The 19071-nt window shown below is 38.0% G+C and carries 21 protein-coding genes and 1 tRNA gene; 11 read left to right on the top strand and 11 right to left on the bottom strand.

Annotation, left to right across the window (positions count from 1 at the left end; translation table 11 throughout):
- Window positions 1-47: 47 nt before the first annotated feature.
- Complete coding sequence (locus A994_RS05060) at window positions 48-524, bottom strand: RNA-binding protein (RefSeq protein ID WP_004030253.1); 477 nt, start codon at window positions 522-524, stop codon at window positions 48-50.
- Between the two features lie 108 nt (window positions 525-632).
- Here A994_RS05060 and A994_RS05055 point away from each other — a divergent pair, with 108 nt between their 5' ends.
- The 5 genes from A994_RS05055 (at window position 633) to A994_RS05040 (ending at window position 5047) form a co-directional block, all read left to right on the top strand.
- Window positions 633-875, top strand: coding sequence for an LSm family protein (locus A994_RS05055; RefSeq protein WP_004030252.1), 243 nt, complete (start codon window positions 633-635; stop codon window positions 873-875).
- Between the two features lie 51 nt (window positions 876-926).
- Complete coding sequence (locus tag A994_RS13025; protein WP_004030251.1) at window positions 927-1109, top strand: 50S ribosomal protein L37e; 183 nt, start codon at window positions 927-929, stop codon at window positions 1107-1109.
- On the top strand, window positions 1110-2000 hold the full coding sequence (locus tag A994_RS05050) for a toprim domain-containing protein (protein ID WP_004030249.1): 891 nt from the start codon (window positions 1110-1112) through the stop codon (window positions 1998-2000).
- A 76-nt stretch (window positions 2001-2076) separates the two neighbouring features.
- A complete protein-coding gene (purF, locus tag A994_RS05045) occupies window positions 2077-3477 on the top strand; it encodes an amidophosphoribosyltransferase (protein WP_004030248.1) in 1401 nt (466 codons plus the stop codon).
- 280 nt (window positions 3478-3757) lie between these two features.
- Window positions 3758-5047, top strand: a complete 1290-nt coding sequence (locus A994_RS05040; protein WP_004030246.1) for a peptidase U32 family protein — start codon at window positions 3758-3760, stop codon at window positions 5045-5047.
- Between the two features lie 154 nt (window positions 5048-5201).
- On the opposite strand, the gene A994_RS05035 is transcribed toward A994_RS05040, so the two are convergent.
- Together A994_RS05035 and A994_RS05030 are read right to left on the bottom strand one after the other, a co-directional pair.
- Window positions 5202-6722 (bottom strand): MDR family MFS transporter, encoded by a 1521-nt coding sequence (locus A994_RS05035; protein ID WP_004030245.1) that lies wholly within the window; start codon window positions 6720-6722, stop codon window positions 5202-5204.
- 138 nt (window positions 6723-6860) lie between these two features.
- Window positions 6861-7322: a MarR family winged helix-turn-helix transcriptional regulator gene (locus A994_RS05030; protein ID WP_004030244.1), complete on the bottom strand. Its 462-nt coding sequence runs from the start codon at window positions 7320-7322 to the stop codon at window positions 6861-6863.
- Window positions 7323-7750: 428 nt separating this feature from the next.
- Here A994_RS05030 and A994_RS05025 point away from each other — a divergent pair, with 428 nt between their 5' ends.
- Complete coding sequence (locus tag A994_RS05025) at window positions 7751-8224, top strand: CBS domain-containing protein (RefSeq protein WP_004030243.1); 474 nt, start codon at window positions 7751-7753, stop codon at window positions 8222-8224.
- Window positions 8221-9015 carry a Ni-sirohydrochlorin a,c-diamide reductive cyclase ATP-dependent reductase subunit gene (gene cfbC, locus A994_RS05020; RefSeq protein WP_004030242.1) on the top strand — a complete coding sequence of 265 codons (795 nt, stop codon included), beginning with the start codon at window positions 8221-8223 and terminating at the stop codon, window positions 9013-9015. Before A994_RS05025 ends, cfbC begins: the two co-directional genes overlap by 4 nt.
- A gap of 2 nt (window positions 9016-9017) precedes the next feature.
- Here cfbC and A994_RS05015 read toward each other — a convergent pair whose 3' ends face one another.
- Together A994_RS05015 and A994_RS05010 are read right to left on the bottom strand one after the other, a co-directional pair.
- Window positions 9018-9473, bottom strand: a complete 456-nt coding sequence (locus A994_RS05015; protein ID WP_004030241.1) for a GIY-YIG nuclease family protein — start codon at window positions 9471-9473, stop codon at window positions 9018-9020.
- A gap of 20 nt (window positions 9474-9493) precedes the next feature.
- Window positions 9494-10315 (bottom strand): MBL fold metallo-hydrolase, encoded by an 822-nt coding sequence (locus A994_RS05010; RefSeq protein ID WP_004030240.1) that lies wholly within the window; start codon window positions 10313-10315, stop codon window positions 9494-9496.
- Between A994_RS05010 and A994_RS13365 the strand changes: the two genes are divergently transcribed.
- Both A994_RS13365 and A994_RS05000 read left to right on the top strand, forming a co-directional pair.
- On the top strand, window positions 10314-10523 hold the full coding sequence (locus A994_RS13365) for a hypothetical protein (protein WP_048204078.1): 210 nt from the start codon (window positions 10314-10316) through the stop codon (window positions 10521-10523). The genes A994_RS05010 and A994_RS13365 overlap by 2 nt on opposite strands.
- Window positions 10524-10554: 31 nt before the next feature.
- Complete coding sequence (locus tag A994_RS05000) at window positions 10555-10965, top strand: DUF371 domain-containing protein (protein WP_004030239.1); 411 nt, start codon at window positions 10555-10557, stop codon at window positions 10963-10965.
- A 36-nt stretch (window positions 10966-11001) separates the two neighbouring features.
- On the opposite strand, the gene A994_RS04995 is transcribed toward A994_RS05000, so the two are convergent.
- A tRNA-Leu gene (locus A994_RS04995) sits at window positions 11002-11085 on the bottom strand.
- A 247-nt stretch (window positions 11086-11332) separates the two neighbouring features.
- On the opposite strand from A994_RS04995, the gene A994_RS04990 reads away from it, so the two are divergent.
- Window positions 11333-11623 carry a DUF167 domain-containing protein gene (locus A994_RS04990; protein ID WP_004030237.1) on the top strand — a complete coding sequence of 97 codons (291 nt, stop codon included), beginning with the start codon at window positions 11333-11335 and terminating at the stop codon, window positions 11621-11623.
- A gap of 173 nt (window positions 11624-11796) precedes the next feature.
- On the opposite strand, the gene rfbB is transcribed toward A994_RS04990, so the two are convergent.
- Both rfbB and A994_RS04980 read right to left on the bottom strand, forming a co-directional pair.
- Window positions 11797-12735 (bottom strand): dTDP-glucose 4,6-dehydratase, encoded by a 939-nt coding sequence (gene rfbB, locus A994_RS04985; protein WP_004030236.1) that lies wholly within the window; start codon window positions 12733-12735, stop codon window positions 11797-11799.
- Window positions 12736-12774: 39 nt separating this feature from the next.
- Window positions 12775-13242: a dTDP-4-dehydrorhamnose 3,5-epimerase family protein gene (locus A994_RS04980; protein WP_004030235.1), complete on the bottom strand. Its 468-nt coding sequence runs from the start codon at window positions 13240-13242 to the stop codon at window positions 12775-12777.
- 357 nt (window positions 13243-13599) lie between these two features.
- Here A994_RS04980 and galU point away from each other — a divergent pair, with 357 nt between their 5' ends.
- Window positions 13600-14445 carry a UTP--glucose-1-phosphate uridylyltransferase GalU gene (gene galU / locus A994_RS04975; protein WP_004030234.1) on the top strand — a complete coding sequence of 282 codons (846 nt, stop codon included), beginning with the start codon at window positions 13600-13602 and terminating at the stop codon, window positions 14443-14445.
- A 193-nt stretch (window positions 14446-14638) separates the two neighbouring features.
- Here the strand turns inward: galU and A994_RS04970 are convergent, their stop codons facing one another.
- The 3 genes from A994_RS04970 to galE form a co-directional block, all read right to left on the bottom strand.
- Complete coding sequence (locus tag A994_RS04970) at window positions 14639-15772, bottom strand: ligand-gated ion channel (RefSeq protein WP_004030233.1); 1134 nt, start codon at window positions 15770-15772, stop codon at window positions 14639-14641.
- A 777-nt stretch (window positions 15773-16549) separates the two neighbouring features.
- Window positions 16550-17533 carry a DUF4013 domain-containing protein gene (locus A994_RS04965; RefSeq protein ID WP_004030232.1) on the bottom strand — a complete coding sequence of 328 codons (984 nt, stop codon included), beginning with the start codon at window positions 17531-17533 and terminating at the stop codon, window positions 16550-16552.
- A 306-nt stretch (window positions 17534-17839) separates the two neighbouring features.
- Entirely contained in the window at window positions 17840-18820 is a 981-nt protein-coding gene (gene galE / locus A994_RS04960; RefSeq protein ID WP_004030231.1) for a UDP-glucose 4-epimerase GalE, read from the bottom strand.
- Window positions 18821-19071 lie beyond the last annotated feature (251 nt).

Genomic DNA, 19071 nt, shown 5'->3' with positions numbered 1-19071 from the left:
CTATTTTTAATTGAACATCAAGATTAATTGAACATCAAGATTTTTAGTTAAACATCAAGATTCCAGATCTTATCCCCAACATAGTGTAATGTCTTCACTGCCTTTCCCTTATCTTTATCCACCATTTCTTCTCCAGATATGATAGCGGTTCCCATGGCCAGGGGTTTGCGATGGTTTTCATCAACCACTATGACTGTATCTCCCTCCTGGATCTGGGGGTCTGCCTCCACAATACCTGGGGACATTACATCGGCTCCACTGGTCATGAATTTCACTGCCCCCATATCCACCACCACCATGTGACTTTGGATGGGGTGTTTCAGGGCTCCCTTCAGGGTGGGAAATGGTTCACCATCCAGGATTATAATAAGGGGATCACCATCTACCAGGATCAGATCGGGCAGATCACTTTCTAATATCTCTACCTTAGATTTAAAAGGTATTAATGAACCATAAGGACCTAGTTTGTCTTGAAAATCTTTTAGCTTCTTTTTTTTCAGATGATATCTTTTTTTTATTTTCAATTATAATTCACCCTGATTTTAGTTTCCATTCTCACTTTTATATTTTTGATGGCGGTACATTTAAATATAAATCTTACCAACATTGATGGTATAGGAAAGGTGATAATAGTGAGTGTACAGAAGAATGTAAATACATCACGACCATTAGATGTTTTAGGTCGAGCCCTTAACTCTCAAGTGTTAATTAAACTTAAAGGCGGCAGAGAATTCCGTGGAGTTCTTGAAAGCTTTGATATGCATATGAATTTAGTTCTGAATGACGCTGAAGAATTAGAAAGCGGCGAATCATCAAGAAGATTAGGCGTCGTCCTCATACGTGGGGATAACATAGTATACATATCACCAGGATAAAAATAAGTACCGGTTAAATGAACCGGGAGATATTATTAGGAGGATATTAAATTGAAAGGTACACCATCATTTGGTAAACGTAATAAAAAAACCCATATCCGTTGTAGAAGATGTGGGAAAAATTCGTACAATGCCAGGAAGCGATACTGTTCAGCCTGTGGATTCGGAAGAACCAAAAGGGTCAGGACCTACAACTGGCAGAACAAGAAACTTAATGGCTACAGGTTGAAATAGATGGAAATCAGAAATCCCATCGATGTGCGTATCATTGTGGAAGGAGCTTCAGACGTGGAAAACGTCTCCCGGGCATTACAAAACATTGCCCTGGGAGCGGAGTACCACATAACCATCTCCTCCATTATACCCACCACCAACATAGAAATAGCAAAAAAAGCAGTTAATGGTGCAGATATTCTTTTAATCGCCACTGATGTGGATGCCCCTGGAAGAGAACTGGCTGAAAAATTCCAGAAAGTTCTTAAAAAAGAAGTGGGTCACATAGAAAGGATGAAACTCCCCTTCGGTCATGACGTGGAGTACATTGATCCAGTACTTATCAGAAGGGAAATTAAAAACGCCATAATTCGTTCTGGATTATTATCCATTGCTAACCTGGGACGTTTCCAAGAAACTAAAGACAAGCTCAGAGAATCTGATGCCAAAATTAAGGAATTGGATAAAGAAATTCAAGATCTGTCTTCACAAAAGGATGAACTCATCTCAGAGAATCAGGAACTGACTGATTCCCAGGAAAGGCTGAAATTAAAGCAAAATGATTTACAGGAAGATTTAAAGGTTACTAAACAGCGCTACGCGGATGTGAAGAACCAGTACGGAATTTTAATAAATAAAAATTTGTACGAAAGATTTTCTCTCAGTGAACTGTGGAAGGAAACCTTTAATGAAACCTTAAATGACGAAGAACATATTACTTTTATTACCAGCGAATTTAAACCAGATAACATCACTTTAGGGCAAGGTTTCATAGCTGCCCCATCTCGGAAAGATGCAGTGGACTGGTTAAAGGTTATTCGTACGGTGCTCATTTTTTACGATTCAAAAATTGAAGATCTTAAGGAAGAAATAGGTGATGAGAAATTCAACCCGCACCTACTCAAGGAGTAGTGTAAATATAATGAATTTTTCCATCTCTTTTTAAAAAAAATAACCTATACCTAAAGATAATAAGGGAGAATTCCAAGTGCAGGATAAATGTGGTATTGTAGGTGCTTATTCTCATAATAAGTCCCATAACATTTCTAGAGAGATATATTACGGTTTATATGCTTTACAACACCGTGGACAAGAATCTGCAGGCATATCCGCCCATAATGGTGAGGAAATGCGTACCTACCGAGGTATGGGACTGGTCTGCGACGTTTTCAACAACGGCAACATCGAAGGATTGGATGGGAATGTGGGAATAGGCCATGTACGTTACTCTACAACAGGTGAATCACAAATTCAGAATTCCCAGCCATTTATAAGCAAATTTGACATGGGAAACATTGCTATAGCTCATAACGGAGATATTATTAACTCCATGGAACTCAGGAGGGATCTGGAGAAGGAAGGAATAAAATTCCAATCATCCACTGATTCTGAAGTAATCTGCCACCTTTTAACCAGGGAGTACTCCAAAAACCATGACATGGTGGAATCCATTAAAAATGTTTCCAAAAAATTAATTGGTTCCTACTCACTGGTTTTACTGGTTAATGATGACCTGATGGTGGTAAGAGACCCAATCGGCATCAAACCATTATCACTGGGACAGAAAGAAGGAATTACCATGGTTGCCTCAGAAACAGTTGCTTTTGATGTGGTAGGGGCAGAATACATCCGTGACGTGGAACCAGGGGAAATACTGCTTATCAATGATGAAGTGCACAGCTTCAAAATCCCCAAAACCCCAGGTACACCCCGTGCCCACTGTATGTTTGAATACGTTTATTTTGCCCGTCCGGATAGTATACTGGATGGGAAGGTTGTTTACCGGGTACGGAAGAACATTGGCAAAGCCTTATTTAAGGAACACCCCGTGGAGGCAGATGTGGTCATTCCCGTACCGGATTCAGCTATTACTGCGGCCATAGGTTACTCTCGTGCTTCGGGAATTCCTTATGGAGAAGGGCTGATTAAAAACCGTTACATAGGACGTACTTTCATCATGCCCACCCAGGAAGAGCGGGAAACATCCGTCAAACTCAAAATGAATCCAATACGGTCTGAGCTAGAGGGTAAAAGCATAGTACTGGTGGATGACAGTATAGTGCGAGGAACTACATCTAAAGCCCTGGTGAACGTGCTTCGTGAAGCAGGAGTGAAAGAAATCCATTTACGTGTAGGATCACCACCCATAACTTCCCCCTGTTACTATGGTATTGCCATGGCCACCCGTAAGGAACTCATAGCATCAGATAAAAAGGTGGAAAAGATAAGGGAAACCCTGGGTGTTGATTCACTGGGATACCTCAGTATAGACTCCCTGGTGGAATGTATTGGAATCAAAAGGAATGAACTGTGTCTGGGATGTCTCACTGGAGAATATCCAACAGAGTTACCAGCTGATATTGATGAATATGAATCCTGCAGGTGTTAATGAGTTCTGCAGGTTTAATTTTTTATTAATATAACATTGATTTATTAGTAATTCCAATTTAACCCAGAGACTTAACCATCTATAGATATAAAATTATTTGAGGGTTTAATTGATCACTTTAATCGCAATGTGATTATTTAAACCTCATTAAAATTATTTAAATCATCATATGAATGATTCACCCCCCATAAGATTCATTTAACTATCATATTATTGATTTAACCTCATCAAACATTCAAATTTGTACTGCTGATTTTTTTATACAAGATAAGGTGATTTTATGGTCGAATTACTGGCACCGGCCCGGGACTTTGCAGCCCTTGAATCTGCCCTGAAAAATGGGGCAGATGCAGTTTACATAGGGTTAGAAAATTACAACATGCGCGCCCACACTGACAACTTCTCTTTAGATAACCTGGGTGATGCTGCAGAACGCTGTCATCAGCAAGGAGCTCGTCTTTATGTTTGCACCAACACTGTCATGCGAGATAGTGATATAAATCATCTAAAAACTGTTTTACCTAAAATCAAAGCTGCGAGAGCTGATGCTATAATTGCATCAGACCTTGGAGTTCTTAAGATCGCCAGGGATGAGGATGTTGATGTTCATCTGAGTGTTCAAGCTAACATATCCAATCTGGAATCTTTAAAACTCCTCCATGAACTGGGAGTTAAAAGGGTGATTTTATCCCGAGAACTATCCTTAAATGAGATAAAAGAACTCAACAGTGAAAGTCCCATTGAAGTAGAGGTTTTTATCCACGGAGCCATGTGCCTGGCAATCTCAGGGAGATGTTTTTTAAGTTCCTACCTTTATCAGAAGAATGCCAACTGCGGGGAGTGTCTGCAACCCTGCAGAAAAGAATGGAAACTTATATGTCAGGATGAAAATGAATTTTCTCCAGATTCAAAAGAGGATAATGAAATAAGAGATGATAATGGGATAAAAAAGGATAATGAAATCTCAGTTAGTTTAGGGGAGAATACTCCAACAAACGAACAGGGGGATGGTGGATTTAAGGGCCATATTTTAAGTCCACGTGATCTTTGCATGGTGGAACACATCGGTGAACTTATAGATGCTGGCATTTCTTCATTTAAGATTGAAGGGAGGGCCAGACCTGCTGATTATGTGGCCACCGTAACCAGGGTCTACCGGGAAGCAATTGATTCCTATGAGAATAGTCAGTGGAAATTCCAGGACCGCTGGTTAGATGAACTTAAGAAAGTATACAACCGTGGATTTGATACTGGATTCTTCTTCCAGACTCCTTACAAAACCAGCAGCTACAACCAGGCCACTCATTCCAAACAGGACGTAGGTGAGGTGGTTAATTATTATTCTAAAGTGAATGCTGCGGAGATAAGGCTCTGGAACCCTCTGGAAGTGGGTGATGAAATTATAATACAGGGACCAACCACTGGCTCCATTATTCAACCGGTAAAATCAATGCAGATAATGGGGAAAAACATTGAAAAATCAGAAGGAAGAGAAAATGTGGGAATCTTCATTGAAGATAAAGTCAGACCCGGAGATCTGGTTTACCTGCGTGTTGAAAGAATAAAATAACACTTTCTGAATAAAAATAACATTTTCGGACTAGATTTATAAAAATTAATCTAGTTTTACATTGAAAATCATTAATTCATATCCTTAAAATTGGTTTTATATGTAACTGAATTAATATAGGATTCATTGTGGGATTTGAAAAAATAAATAAAAATTACTTGGCATTTTCACCAAGTTCCATTTTATCACCATTACTGTTTTTTAACTCCTTTGAAGGAGTTTCTCCTTCCATTCGATTGCTTAAAACAGCATCCTTGAGGAAGAAGCATGATATAACTCCCAGTATGCTTATAACCAGTCCAGTCAGGTATACATTGTGTACAGCCAAGTTCATGAGATTTGCGGGAATTTTACTGGCCATGTTGATGTCCATGTTAATGGTGAGATTCACTATTACCCCGAATATGGGTAAGGCAACTGTGGCCCCAATGTTCCGGAAAAACTGCATTGATGCAGTTCCCACTGCTATTTCCCGTTTGGATACTGCATTCTGCACTGCCACGTTGAATATGGGATAGGTCATACCAGTACCTGCCCCCAGTATTGCCGAGTAAATTACCACTTCCAGGATACCCGTACCAATTCCCATGGTTGAAAGCAATGCCATACCTCCTGTTAGGAGTACGAATGCCCCTACTGCCAGTTTTTTATAGGTACCGGTTTTGGAGATTATCTGCCCGGCAATAATGGATGAAAATGTCAAACTTAGAAGCATGGGAGTTATTAGCACTCCTGAAATGGCAGGGCTTAAATTTTGAACACCCTGCATGAAAAGGGGCAGGTAAATAATTCCACAGAACATAACTGCACTGGCTAGGAACATGGCCACTGCTGAAACATTGAATATGGAGTTTTTAAATAAATGCAGTGGTAAAATAGGCTCCCTTGATCTTTTCTCAACATAGGCAAATGCAACAACCATGACCCCTGCGAATATAAACAGAGCTGCCAGGAGATATGGAGGTATGGCTGGGTCCCGGATGAATGTTAAAGCCAAAAACAGAGAACTTAAAGCTGCAGTTAATGTGATTATTCCACCGTAGTCTATTATCCTCTCCTTGACCACCTCTTCCATGTGTGGGAAGTAGGAGCGAAGGATGTAGATGGCAGCTATGCCCACTGGTATGTTGATGAAGAACACCCATCTCCATCCCATGAAACCCGTGATAACTCCCCCCAGTACTGGTCCCAGGACGTTGGCCAGGCCGAATACGGATGAAAGGATTCCTGCATATTTTCCCCTTTGGCGGGGTGGGAAAACTTCAGCAACCACTATGAATGGTATGGTCATGAGTATTCCACCACCAATTCCCTGAATTCCCCGGAAGAAGGTAAGTTGCAACATGTCTCCTGCAAAACCACAAAGAGTTGAAGCAGCTATGAATAATGCAATACCTAAGACCAGGATCCTCTTACGACCATAGATATCTGAAAGCTTTCCTGAAAGTATTATGGCCATGGTTGAACATAACAGGTAAATGGTGAAGGGCCATACATAGTAAGCCATACCTCCCAGGCTACTGATGACCTGTGGCATGGCCGTACTCATGATGGAGTTATCCAGGGCACCCACCAGAAGACTGATCATCAGCCCCGCCATAAGCACCTTTACCTCGCCAGGTGCGAGTTTTCCACCTGAACTACCATTGTTAACGTTAATATCTTTATTAGTCATTTTTAACATCCTTATTTAAATTTATTCTCATTTTACATCAATTATTTATTTTTATTCAGTTTTAATATCCTTATTTGAATTTATTCAATTTTGACCCCATTATTTGAATTTATTCAGTTTTAACCGCCTTATTTGAATTTATTCATTTTTAACGTCCTTTATTTTAAATAAGAGTTTTTTAATGGTTTTTACTGCCGTGAAGAGTTCTTCCATTTCAGCATCACTCAGGGAAGAGAGATTATTCAACATGTTTTCCTCAACTTTGACCCGTGCTTTTTTCATGAAATCCCTCCCTTCAGGAGTAATAGAGATCAAAGTTATCCTTCGGTCTTTTTCATCTCCTTTACGTTCCACCATCCCATCTAAGACTAGTTTATCAATATGAGAGGTCATGTTAGGTCGGGAAATATATAGATAATCACCAATAACTGATATGGGAAGGCTCCCAAGATCCATTAACAGTCCCATAATCTGATAGTAGGCTGCTGAAGTTTGTTTTTCCTTAAAATCCTTTGAGGTGCGAACCTTCTGGTAAAAGATGGGGAAATAAATCAAAAGATCATCCAACATTGTTTCCATTTTCACGTTTTCATTCACCATGTTAAAACTCCCTAATTTCAAATTTAATAATTATTAAAAGTTTTTATCCCATTATCCCCCTTTAATTCCATATTCACCATCACAACCGAAGGGAAAAATCCATGCCATAATTAATCCAGAAATGATTAACTTAAAAATAATAGTTAAATTTCTGAATTATTAATTATATGAACTATTAATTAAATGAATTATTCATTATTTAAACCTTTCGTTTATAATTCTGGACTGTTTAAAAAAAAATATCTACAAAATATTCAGAAACCCAAATACTAGATAACCCAATACTAAATAAAATAGAAAAAATTTATTCCCTATAAGGTTATACTAATTAGGAGATATGTGTTAGATTGTAAGTAAGAGAATGTGCTAGATTAACAGTAATATTTTATTATAGTAATCTGAGAATTCTCAGGGAAGGAGTTGATATGATGAAAATTCAGGATGCCATGGAAAAAGAAGTAATCAAATTCCAAGTGGACGATCGCATCGTTGATGTGGCTGGAAGCCTACGTGAGAACAAGATCAGTGGAGCACCAGTGATGAATAAGGAAGACCAGCTGGTGGGAATCATCAGTGAAGGTGATATCATGCGACTCCTTGAGATTCACTCCCCCCACATTAGACTGATCCTGCCATCTCCACTGGACTTAATCGAACTACCGGTACGTATGAAATATGAAATGGATGAGATAGCTGAAGACATGAACAAAGCTGCTTCCGTGCTTATCGGTGAAATTATGACCAAAAAAGTGGTGACCATCGACCCCGATTCAGATATCAGTGATGCTGCCCAGCTCATGGACACCCATGATGTTAAAAGACTACCAGTTGTGGATTCTGATGGAAAAATGGTGGGTATAATCACCAGAGGAGATATTATCGGAGCTATGGTGAGGGGATGAGTAGCAAGCACATTGCCATTTATGGTAAGGGTGGTATTGGTAAATCCACCATTGTCTCCAACCTGGCTGCAGCCTACTCAGAAGATAAAAACGTTCTGGTAATTGGCTGCGACCCCAAGGCAGACACCACCCGCACTCTGGTGGGGAGAAGAATCCCCACCATCCTGGACATCTTAAAAGAAAAAAAGGGCGCCCAGGAGGAAGATGTCCTCTTCCAGGGATATGGTAATGTGATGTGCGTGGAAAGCGGAGGCCCTGAACCGGGTGTGGGCTGTGCAGGAAGGGGTGTTATCGTGGCCATGAAACTCCTGGAGAACCTGGAGGTCTTCAGCCAGGACCCAGAAGTTATCATCTATGACGTACTAGGGGACGTGGTTTGCGGAGGATTCGCAGTACCCCTCCGGGAGAACTTTGCCGATGAAGTTTACATCGTGACTTCTGGAGAGTACATGGCCCTTTACGCAGCCAATAACATCTCTAAGGGCATTAAAAAACTTAAAAGTAACCTGGGTGGTATTATCTGCAACTGCAGGGGTATCAACAGAGAACTGGAGATCGTGGAAGAATTCGCTCACCGTATTGGGAGTAAGGTTATAGGGGTAATTCCTCGCAGTGAACTGGTTCAGGAAAGTGAAATTGATGCCAAAACAGTTATGGAAAAGTTCCCAGAATCAGAACAGGCACAAAAATACCGTAAACTTTCATCAGCCATTTTAGATAACCAGGGCTTTGTTATCCCTGAACCCATGGGTGCTGATGAATTTGATGAATTTTTCAGGGGATTTCAGTAAACTCAAACCCCACCCAGATCTTCAAGGGTTTTAACCTCTAATTTTAATTTTTTAAACCCTTCCAGGCAGTTTAAAGTGGCTTGGGACTCATTTTGAAAATAGAATAGGTGTGCAGGGCAGTTGCAGTCAGAACAACCAAAACCAGTTATTCCTTCACTTTTTCTAGCTATTTGGGTTGCCAGCTCACATTCATGTTTAAAACCATCATCACTGTAAAATACTTCTGTTACCTGAGTTTTGGGGCTGTCCAGGAGGTAATCCACGTGCCAGTGCATTTTTTTATTTTGCCGGAGGTGTCTTTTGATCCTACCCTCCAGTGAGTTAAGGGCAGACCCCACATAAATATAACAACCCTTTTTAAACTGGATCTCTCCTTTTTTACCAATTTTTAGGGATTGATTTTGGTTTAAATTTATTAAAAGACAGTAAGTTCCCTTTAAAATAGTTTTTTTGACCATGAGCTGCTCACATTCCCAGTTTAAATCGAAAGTTCTGCACCAGACTCCAGTGGGATGAATTTTTCCCCAAATTCCTTTTTAAATAAACATAATGCATCAAAACCTGTGCAATGCCCCAGGGCAATGATTTCCGGGTTTAATTTTTTAAAGGATTCCACTGTTTTTTGAATCCTCTCCCGAGGTGCATCCATGAGATGTGATCCTCCAATAACTCCATATATATCATCCTGAAAGTATTCACTGACCGAATTCAAGATGTTAACAATACCCTTGTGGGCGCATCCAGAAATTACAACCAGTCCCTTTTCAGTTTTAATTACCAGATTTAATTCATCCTTGAATTTATCTGGTGAGCACTTTCCATTTTCCATAACCTTCAAATATTCAGGTATTGGCTCAAACCCAGAATGATCTTCAACCTGGTTGAAAATCCACATATCATCACTGATCCTGGTATTTTCACTGATCCATTCCAGGTTAAGAGTTTCTACATCAATACTTGTGGGGAAACCAATATAACGTTGTTTACCATCCAATAATGCAAATTTCTGACCTAATACCCCAGGATGCATGTAAAATTTGGTTTTGACACCATTAATGCCCATAGTGTCTTTAATTGCAAAAATACCTCCTGTGTGGTCGTTGTGACCATGACTCATCAGTACCCCATCCACTGCTGTGATTCCCATGGAATCCAGGTTATGTTCTAAAACTAGGGGTGTCTGTCCGGTATCTACCATGAAATTCTGGTCATTGCCCTCTACCAGTAATGAAAAGCCATGCTCTGCATATAAATTTGATTTGAGTCCTGCCCTGTTATCGACTATACATCTGATCTTCATGGAAACACCGGGAACATTTTATTTGCTTTCTAAACTTATTCTTAATATAGTTATATTTCAAACACCATTCTTACACACTAATATTCATTTGAATATATTAAAACCAAATCTTATTTATAAGCATAATCCTGATGAAATGAATCAACCATTATTTGAAAATCAATCTTTATCCAAGTCAAAAACTAATTCACAGGCACCAGGTTTATGATAATCAATGATAACGAAATCACGGTGATTAAATGAAATACACATTCAAGGCCAAGGGACATCACAACGTAACCTCTAAACATAAAACCACCTTCGAAGTAACCCAGGAAGCTGAAATTAGATTGGCAGCAGATTGTATTGTGGGAGTATCATCTAATGTATCCTTAAATGATCTTCCTCTCAAGATGCGAGAGGCTATTCAGGATGAAAATACAGAAATTAAAGTTGTTCTTAAAACAGAAAATGCTGAAGATATTATTACAGGATACGGGCATTCTACACTGACTTTGGATCATCCCACCGATATGGTATGCCGTAAGAGTGATTATACTTGCAGTCGCACCCTGATGATACATGCAGACAAGGCAGCAGTGGATCTGGATAGTGATTTAATAGACGAACTTGCCTCTGGAAAAACATTAAAAGTTACTATAATTGTCTAAAAATAAAAATAAAGAATAAAAGAAGTCCAATAGAAGTGCAGGGGACGGGATTCGAACCCGCGAAGAGACTCACTCACTAGGCCCTCAACCTAGCGCCTTTGACCGCTCGACCACCCCTGCTGTGCTGATTCTCACACAAGAGAGTGAAGCATACCATCTTCTCTTGCTTACACTATTTAAAGGTTACCGTTACTGATTGTAACAGTATTTAAATGGTTTAAAAGCAGTTTATATGAAGAAGAAAAAACTTATAATTATTACAAAGTATTTTTAAGTATTGAAAACTATTATTAGGATTCAAAATAACAATATAATAAAAATTAAGAGCCATTCAATAAGAATAATAGATAATCTGGATGTTTTCATTATGCAGGCAGTTCACACAACTCCCCAGGGGATAACAGTAATGATAGAAGTATCCCCTAAATCAGCCAAGTTCCAGATAGCTGGTTACAACCAGTGGCGGAAGACACTGGAAGTGAAACTCAAGTCTCCTCCAACCAAAGGGAAAGCCAACAAAGAACTAATGAAAGAATTTTCTGCACTGACCGGCCACCCCACAGATATCATCTCGGGACATAAAAGTCGTCAGAAAACCCTGCTCATACATGATATGGATGAAAAAGAGTTTTATAAGATTTTAGAGGGTTTGATCTAGTTTTTTATTCTGAAATTTAGTTTTATATTCTGAAATCTAGTATTTTGAAATCTAGTTTTTATTTTGAAAAGTTGAATTAAAATTTAATAGATTATAGGTTTACTCTAATAAAAAAAAGTGAGATTTTAAAATAAAAAAGGATACGAATAATTATCGGGTAAAATAAATCAGAATTACTTCAAATATCGGGAGTAATTCTCTTTATACCATTTCACAGTCTCTTTTAATGCTTCTTCGAATGAATATTCTGGTTTCCAGCCCAGTTTCATTGCTTTAGCAGAGTCCAGTGAGTAACGGCGGTCATGGCCCAGCCGGTCATCAACGAATGTTATAAGGCTTTCTGGTTTGTTTAATAACTCCAATATTAGGTGGGTTATTTCCAGATTATTTTTCTCGTTTCCTCCACCAATGTTGTATACTTCTCCCAGTTCACCCTTAAGTAGAGCTGTTTCTATTCCTTTACAGTTATCCATCACATAGATCCAGTCTCTGACATTCTTCCCATCACCGTAGACTGGTAACGGTTTATCCTGCATTGCGTTTAAGATGAAAAGTGGTATCAACTTTTCAGGGTACTGGCGGGGTCCGAAGTTGTTACTGCTTCTGGTGAGGATGATTGGTGTGCCGTATGTCTTCCAGTATGCCCCTACCAGAAGGTCACCACCGGCTTTACTGGCAGAATACGGGCTGGATGGGTCAATGTTGCTACTTTCAGTGAATGATCCTGATTCTATGCTCCCGTAAACTTCATCAGTTGATATCTGCAGGTAACGTTCCACATCGTATTTGCGAACGTTTTCCAGGAGGTTGTAGGTCCCAATAACATCTGTTTTAACGAACAGGCCTGGGTCCTCTATGGATCGGTCCACGTGGGTCTCAGCAGCGAAGTTAACCACCATGTCACAGTCTTGCATTATTTTGGAGACCAGTTCCTCATCTGCTATATCCCCTTTGACAAATTCGACCTTGTCACGGATTTCCTTGAGGTTTTCCATGTCCCCGGCATAGGTCAGCTTGTCCAGGACCATCACTTCATAATCATCGTTAGTACAAAGGTGATGTACGAAGTTGGATCCTATGAATCCTGCACCACCTGTAATCATTATCTTCATAAAATCACCAATTATCCTTATTTAAGCTATTATCCCATATTACCCATGTTTTTTACTCTTATCCAGTATCCAGTCATATGGGATTTCATCGGTATCAGGGTCAAGACGGTACTCATCAGGTTCATCATAGTTAAATGGTAATGTGGGCACACTTACAAAAAAGGCTGTTTCAGTACCAACTGCTTTAAATCCATGGTAAACCAGTGGGGGGACACTTATGAGCATTGGATTTCTGTCTCCAACAAAGAATTCGTTGACCTCACCATAAGTTGGTGAATCTTCCCGACTATCATACAATGCAACCTTCATCATGCCGTTGACACAGGTGAAGTTGTCAGTCTGTTTTTTATGGAAATGCCACGCCTTCACCACCCCCGGATAGGCTGTGGTCAGGTAAACCTGTCCGAATTCCTGATAAATATCATCATCACATCTTAATATTTCCATGAGCCATCCCCTTTCATCGGGAATGACTTTAAGTTTCTTTACTTTTACGCCGTCAATCATAGATACACCGTTTATTCCTTCTTGGAAAGCTTTATATATCTCTCTCTTATTAACCATTACTATCAATGGTTTTGGGTAGATTGATGTAATGAATTATCATGCTCTAAATTAAAGAATATCTGGTGAGACCATCATATACTTATCAAAGCTGCCTGAAACAGTGCCTTCAAGATAGTGGTTTTATAAAAAAGAATATTAATATAAAAAGGTTATTTTAATAATTGATGTGGTTTTTAAATATAAATGGCTTGAAATGAAAAATTAAAAATTTATTATTATCCATTAAATCAAGTCCCAGTAAAAAGAGTACATGCTGGGCAACTGGAATAATTACAGTGCAAATAAGGAGGCAGAATTATGAAAGCGGTTATACCTGCTGCAGGACTCGGAACCCGGTTTTTACCGGCCACCAAAGCCCAGCCAAAAGAAATGTTACCAGTTTACAACAAACCAACCATACAGTACGTGGTGGAGGAGGCTGTTGCCTCTGGAATTGATGACATACTGATTATCACTGGTAAGGGGAAAAGATCCATTGAAGACCACTTCGACCGTTCCTTTGAACTGGAATATTCCCTTCGTAATTGCGGTAAAATGGATTACCTGGTGGAAGTGGAAGCCATATCTGAAATGGCTGATATTTATTACGTTAGACAGAAGCAGCAGAAGGGACTGGGGGATGCCATACACTGTGCCAAGAAACATATCGATGGTCAGCCCTTTGCCGTGCTTTTAGGTGATACAATAAGCCAGTCACAGGTTCCCTGCACCAAACAATTGCTGGATGTTCATGAAAAGTATGGTGCATCAGCTATTGCTATCGAAAGAGTGCCCAGGGATAAAATTGAACGTTACGGAATAATTAAAGGGCAGCAGGTTGAAGATTCTGTTTACCATATCGAGGACATGGTGGAAAAACCTCGTCCTGAAGAAGCACCATCTGATCTGGCAATAACCGGACGTTACGTACTGGAATCTGATATTTTTGACCATATTGCAGAGGTAGAACCTGGTGTGGGTGGAGAGATACAGCTAACCGATGCCATGAGGCAGCTGGATAGTATCTACGGCCACATATTCGATGGGAAGATTTATGACATCGGAAACAATGTGGAATGGCTGAAAAGCTCCCTGGAGATTGCCCTACAGGATCCTGATGTCAATGGAGAGCTAAGAGAATATTTAAAGAATATTCTGAAATAACTATTCTCTTTTTTTAAAGAATCCCTGAAATAAAAATCCTTGAAAATTATATTTATAAAATTCTTAAATGAATTACCGTGGTAAAGACTCACTGATACCAATCATCAATGTAAATAGTCTTTGAATGAATTAAAAGGACCGGATTATTTCAATTGTTGTGGGGTTTTTGATTTATTTTTATTTATTTTAGTTTTTAGGGTAAATAATTTAAAGCAGGATTAAACCAGGCAATTATAATTATAGTAGATACTATTAGGAAGTAACCAGTGGCCAAAATAATCAAAGAGACTTTATCTTGCATTTTAGATACTTTCTTATACCGTTTTACCCTATCCTTTTCACCTTTATCCTTAAATCTATCACTTTTATATTCAAACCGGTGGTAGGCTATTGATTCTAAAAGGGTTAAAACTATAATGAATAATCCGAAAGAACTGATGAGATGTGCAATGCTAATTACTCCGTTGGGCACTAAACCAGTTATGAGAACCATGTTCACTATTCCTACAAACAAAGCACTGACTGATACCGTGTAACGGTTTTTATAGGGTATGGTGAGGGATATCAACGCTGCGAAAACTGCTGCAAATGAACCAATCAATGAAAACAGGAGTACAGTTAGTTCTTCTCTGCTGAAGAACATGCCTGCACTAAACTGAGAAAAGGTGTTATCTTCTTCAATATTGTTACCCATGGCAGAATCATAGTATAATGGTTTTTCTGCAACTATTAATCCTAAATAATGGTATCCTGACAATACTACATTGAAAATGTTTTCTGAACTTTCATTATCCGGCACGTAAACCAGTTCATCCCTTCCATAACTTTTATCCTGAATATTCAAAAGAAGTAACTGATCATCTTCAGGGAATCTGAACAGTTCTGAATTATCAGATATGGTAGCCGAAACCTTGTAAAGTGCAAATTTCTCATCACCATGGGTAGAGTTGTTAATCAACTCCTTTTTTTCTATGGTTCCACTAGATACCTGAAAATTATCACCAGGATTCCTATCTCCCGTCCATCTGAACCATACATAGAAATCTGCAGAATAGATATTGTCTTTTAAGGAGGCTGATTTGATCCTATCAATATAAATGCCAGTGTATACTTTCTGTGCACTGTCTGGAATTGCCATTTCTCCAGGGGTGAGAGTTTCATTAGGGGCTATCTCGTATTTGAAGGTATCAAATTCTTGATAGGTATTTTCATAGGCAAAAAAGATCATGTAAGAACCAACAATGGCCATTACAGCGAGCAAAAAAATAGACCACTTACGGACTTCCTTATATCTCAAGGCTTCCTTTAGTTCTCCCAGATAACCCATATTACTCCCCAGAATAGTTCATATGATAAAATTTAACCAATTTTAGACACCTATTCTGTTTTTTCACAGGTACTTAAACTTCTTAAATTTTTTTGTGAAGGGTAGAACTAAAACAGACCTGACCGGTGCCCTATCTCATTTTAGTAACAATAATAAACATCTATAAATGTTAAAAAAACTTGTAATAGCAAAAATAAACCCTAAAGGTTTTATATTACTAATATATGGCGCTGAATCCCCTAATTGGAGTCAATTTAACTTAAAGAAAAGATTTAGGAATTAAGATAGGTGTAAATATATTAAAAAACAAAAAATAGCCAAATAAATCATGAATATGCCACTTCCACATAAAAATCCAATGTCTGAAATATATTGGGGTAATATTATGAATATATAAAGTAAAATTGCTCCAGATAATACTGTGAATAATAATAAAATAAGTGGAATCATCCTTTTTAATGGAGTTAAAATAGAAATAAACATTAGGATAATGAAGACTCCTAAGAAACATATATTAAAAATAGAGGGTTCCCTGAACTTTGGAAATCAAAAAATTTAGACAATAATTGGAATGTGAGTAAAATCGTGAAAAATACCTACCATAAGATATAATACTAATTTTTTCACATTGATATTACTGTGACTCGCCATTCGATTAATCTGATGCGATATCTTTAATGTAGTCTTTCTAACCATTTTATAACCTTACCAATCATTATTCATCAAACTCCTTTTAAATCATGCCTTACTTGTTTGTGATTTTCATTATTCTTGGAATCAAGGAGATTCTTCGTGTGATTGATAGTTTATGTAGTTTTCGCTGCCTAAATAACTCTTAATTGCAGAATCATAAATTAATGCAGTTGATCTTGAAAGGAATATCGAAAGATAGGGAAATAAAACTAAGGGCATAATTAGTGTACGTAAAATATTGTAATTTGAAATTGTGCATAGATGTAGGCCAAACAAGATTGAAATTGAACTGATATTAACCATAAAGTATCCAATAAAGGTTATGATTAAAAAAATAGTACCCGTTGCAATATACCAAATTATAAGCTTTTTCCACCCTATGCTGTAAATTTTTTCAAGAATTTCATCCAATACAAAGAATCCAATAATAATTGGAATTAAATCATAACAAAAATACCACATAAACCCTGTGGATCTATTCCAAGACAATTTTGCAAGGTTACTAATAATTTCCCTGAATTTAAAAGCTGCACTGAGTTTTCCATTAGTATAAGCCATATTCGAAACCGCCATTAAAATCACTGGAATGATCATCACGAGATATAACAGTGCAATTACCACAGGAATAAAATGAGAAAACACCTCATATGACAATAAATCGAAATTTAAATAGGATAAACCTGCAAAGATAGTTTTTAAATCTGCTAATCCAGAATATCTTAATACTGAAATACTTATCAAAATAACAGGAATTAAATAAATAAAATTAACTATAAACACTTTAATACCATCAATAAACATTTTTTGCCAATCTTTGAAATCAGGAAGCTCATCAACATCCGTTAAGGACTCACTTATAATCCTAAACAAATAACCCCTTACAAATGATCCTACAACTAAAAATCCAATAACATCTAAACAAATAAAGATCAGATAATTCATGTTATCCAGATATAAAACAGTGTATTGAGAAAGACTAATCAATATAATAATTCCAAAAACAAAAAATCTTATCCCATTAGAAAAAGGATAAGCCAAAGAATCAGTTAGTATCTCTTTAATCCTCATAAATAACCTAACCTATTCCTAATTTTAAAAAAAATATTTTTCAGTGAATAAATCTCTGAAGGAATCTATTTTATTTCTTTTGTGATTTTTTATCATATTTTCTGATTAACCATATAATTACCAATAAGAGTACTAAAAAAACAAGTAAACCTATGAATAATTGAGTTGTTGTTATTGGTAGTGGTTGCAATTGCAGCTGAAGTTGCATTTGTCACATTTACCATGATTCTGCATCCAATGAACCTTTATTTTATAAATATATAATCTAATCAGTCATTACAAGTTTTGTTTTGATGTTTACTCTAACTACATTCCAACCTCATTATCTTTTTTATACCATTCCCAGGCAGTGGTGATGATTTTGGTTAAATCATCATATTTTGGTTGCCATTTCAGGATTTCTCGGGCTTTCTTTGAACTTCCAACCAGGATGGGCGGATCTCCCGGTCTTCTTTCTATTTCTGTAGCTTTTATTTGGTTACCTGTGACTTTTTTCGCTTCTTCAATTACTTCACGGACTGAAAATCCGTTTCCATTTCCCAGGTTGAAAACTTCACTCTTACCCCCTGTTTCCAAGTATTTAAGGGCTTTTATATGGGCATCTGCCAGATCGGTTACGTGTATATAATCCCTGATGCAGGTACCGTCCGGTGTGGGATAGTCTGTTCCAAAAATCTTAATATCTTCTCTTTTACCTGCAGCAGCGTCCAGTATGAGTGGTATCAGGTGTGTCTCAGGATCGTGCCTTTCCCCTACGTCCTGTTCTGGGTCTGCACCTGCTGCGTTGAAGTAACGGAGGGATACGTATCGAAGATCATAGGCCTGGCTGTAATCCTTTAAAATCTTTTCCACCATTAGTTTTCCCTGGCCGTAGGGGTTTATGGGGTTTTGAGGATGGTCTTCGGTTAGGGGGATTTTCTGGGGGTTTCCATAGGTGGCACATGTTGATGAGAAGACCAGCTTCTTCACTTCGAATTCATTCATCACCTGGAAGAGGTTTAAGGTGTTTCGGAGGTTGTTGAGGTAGTATTTCTGGGGGTCTTCCACTGATTCCCCTACATAGGTGAATGCTGCAAAATGCATCACTGCTTCTATCTCATATTTCCTGAACACATCTCTGATTGCTTCTGTGTCCCCTAAATCCACTTCTTCAAAGACTCCCCACTTCAGGAAGTCCTGGTGTCCGTAGCTCATGTTATCCAGTACCACTGTTTCGTATCCTGCCAGGTTAAGCTCCTTATTTGCATGGGAGCCAATGTATCCTGCCCCTCCAGTTACCAGTATCATGGATAAAGGTTAGATTTTATTACATTTAATTGCATCGTGTACTGAATTTTACTGCATAAGGATCATCCCAGCAAATTCTCAAGGAGTAAAAGAGATAAGTGTATGTTAAAATGAGTTCCTTTAAAAACCCCAGTATTATAATAAAAGAATATTTTTAATCTTTTAAAAAAACCTTATTAATAAGAAATAAATTGATTCTGACAGATTAAAATAGGATTAGTTTAAGATTAAGATTATTATTAAAGGGATAA

Origin of the sequence: Methanobacterium formicicum DSM 3637 (assembly GCF_000302455.1) — an archaeon.
In the GTDB taxonomy this organism is placed as follows: Archaea; Methanobacteriota; Methanobacteria; order Methanobacteriales; family Methanobacteriaceae; genus Methanobacterium; species Methanobacterium formicicum_A.
Note: the sequence above shows the minus strand (reverse complement) of the source record. Positions and strands in the feature narration are given on the sequence as shown.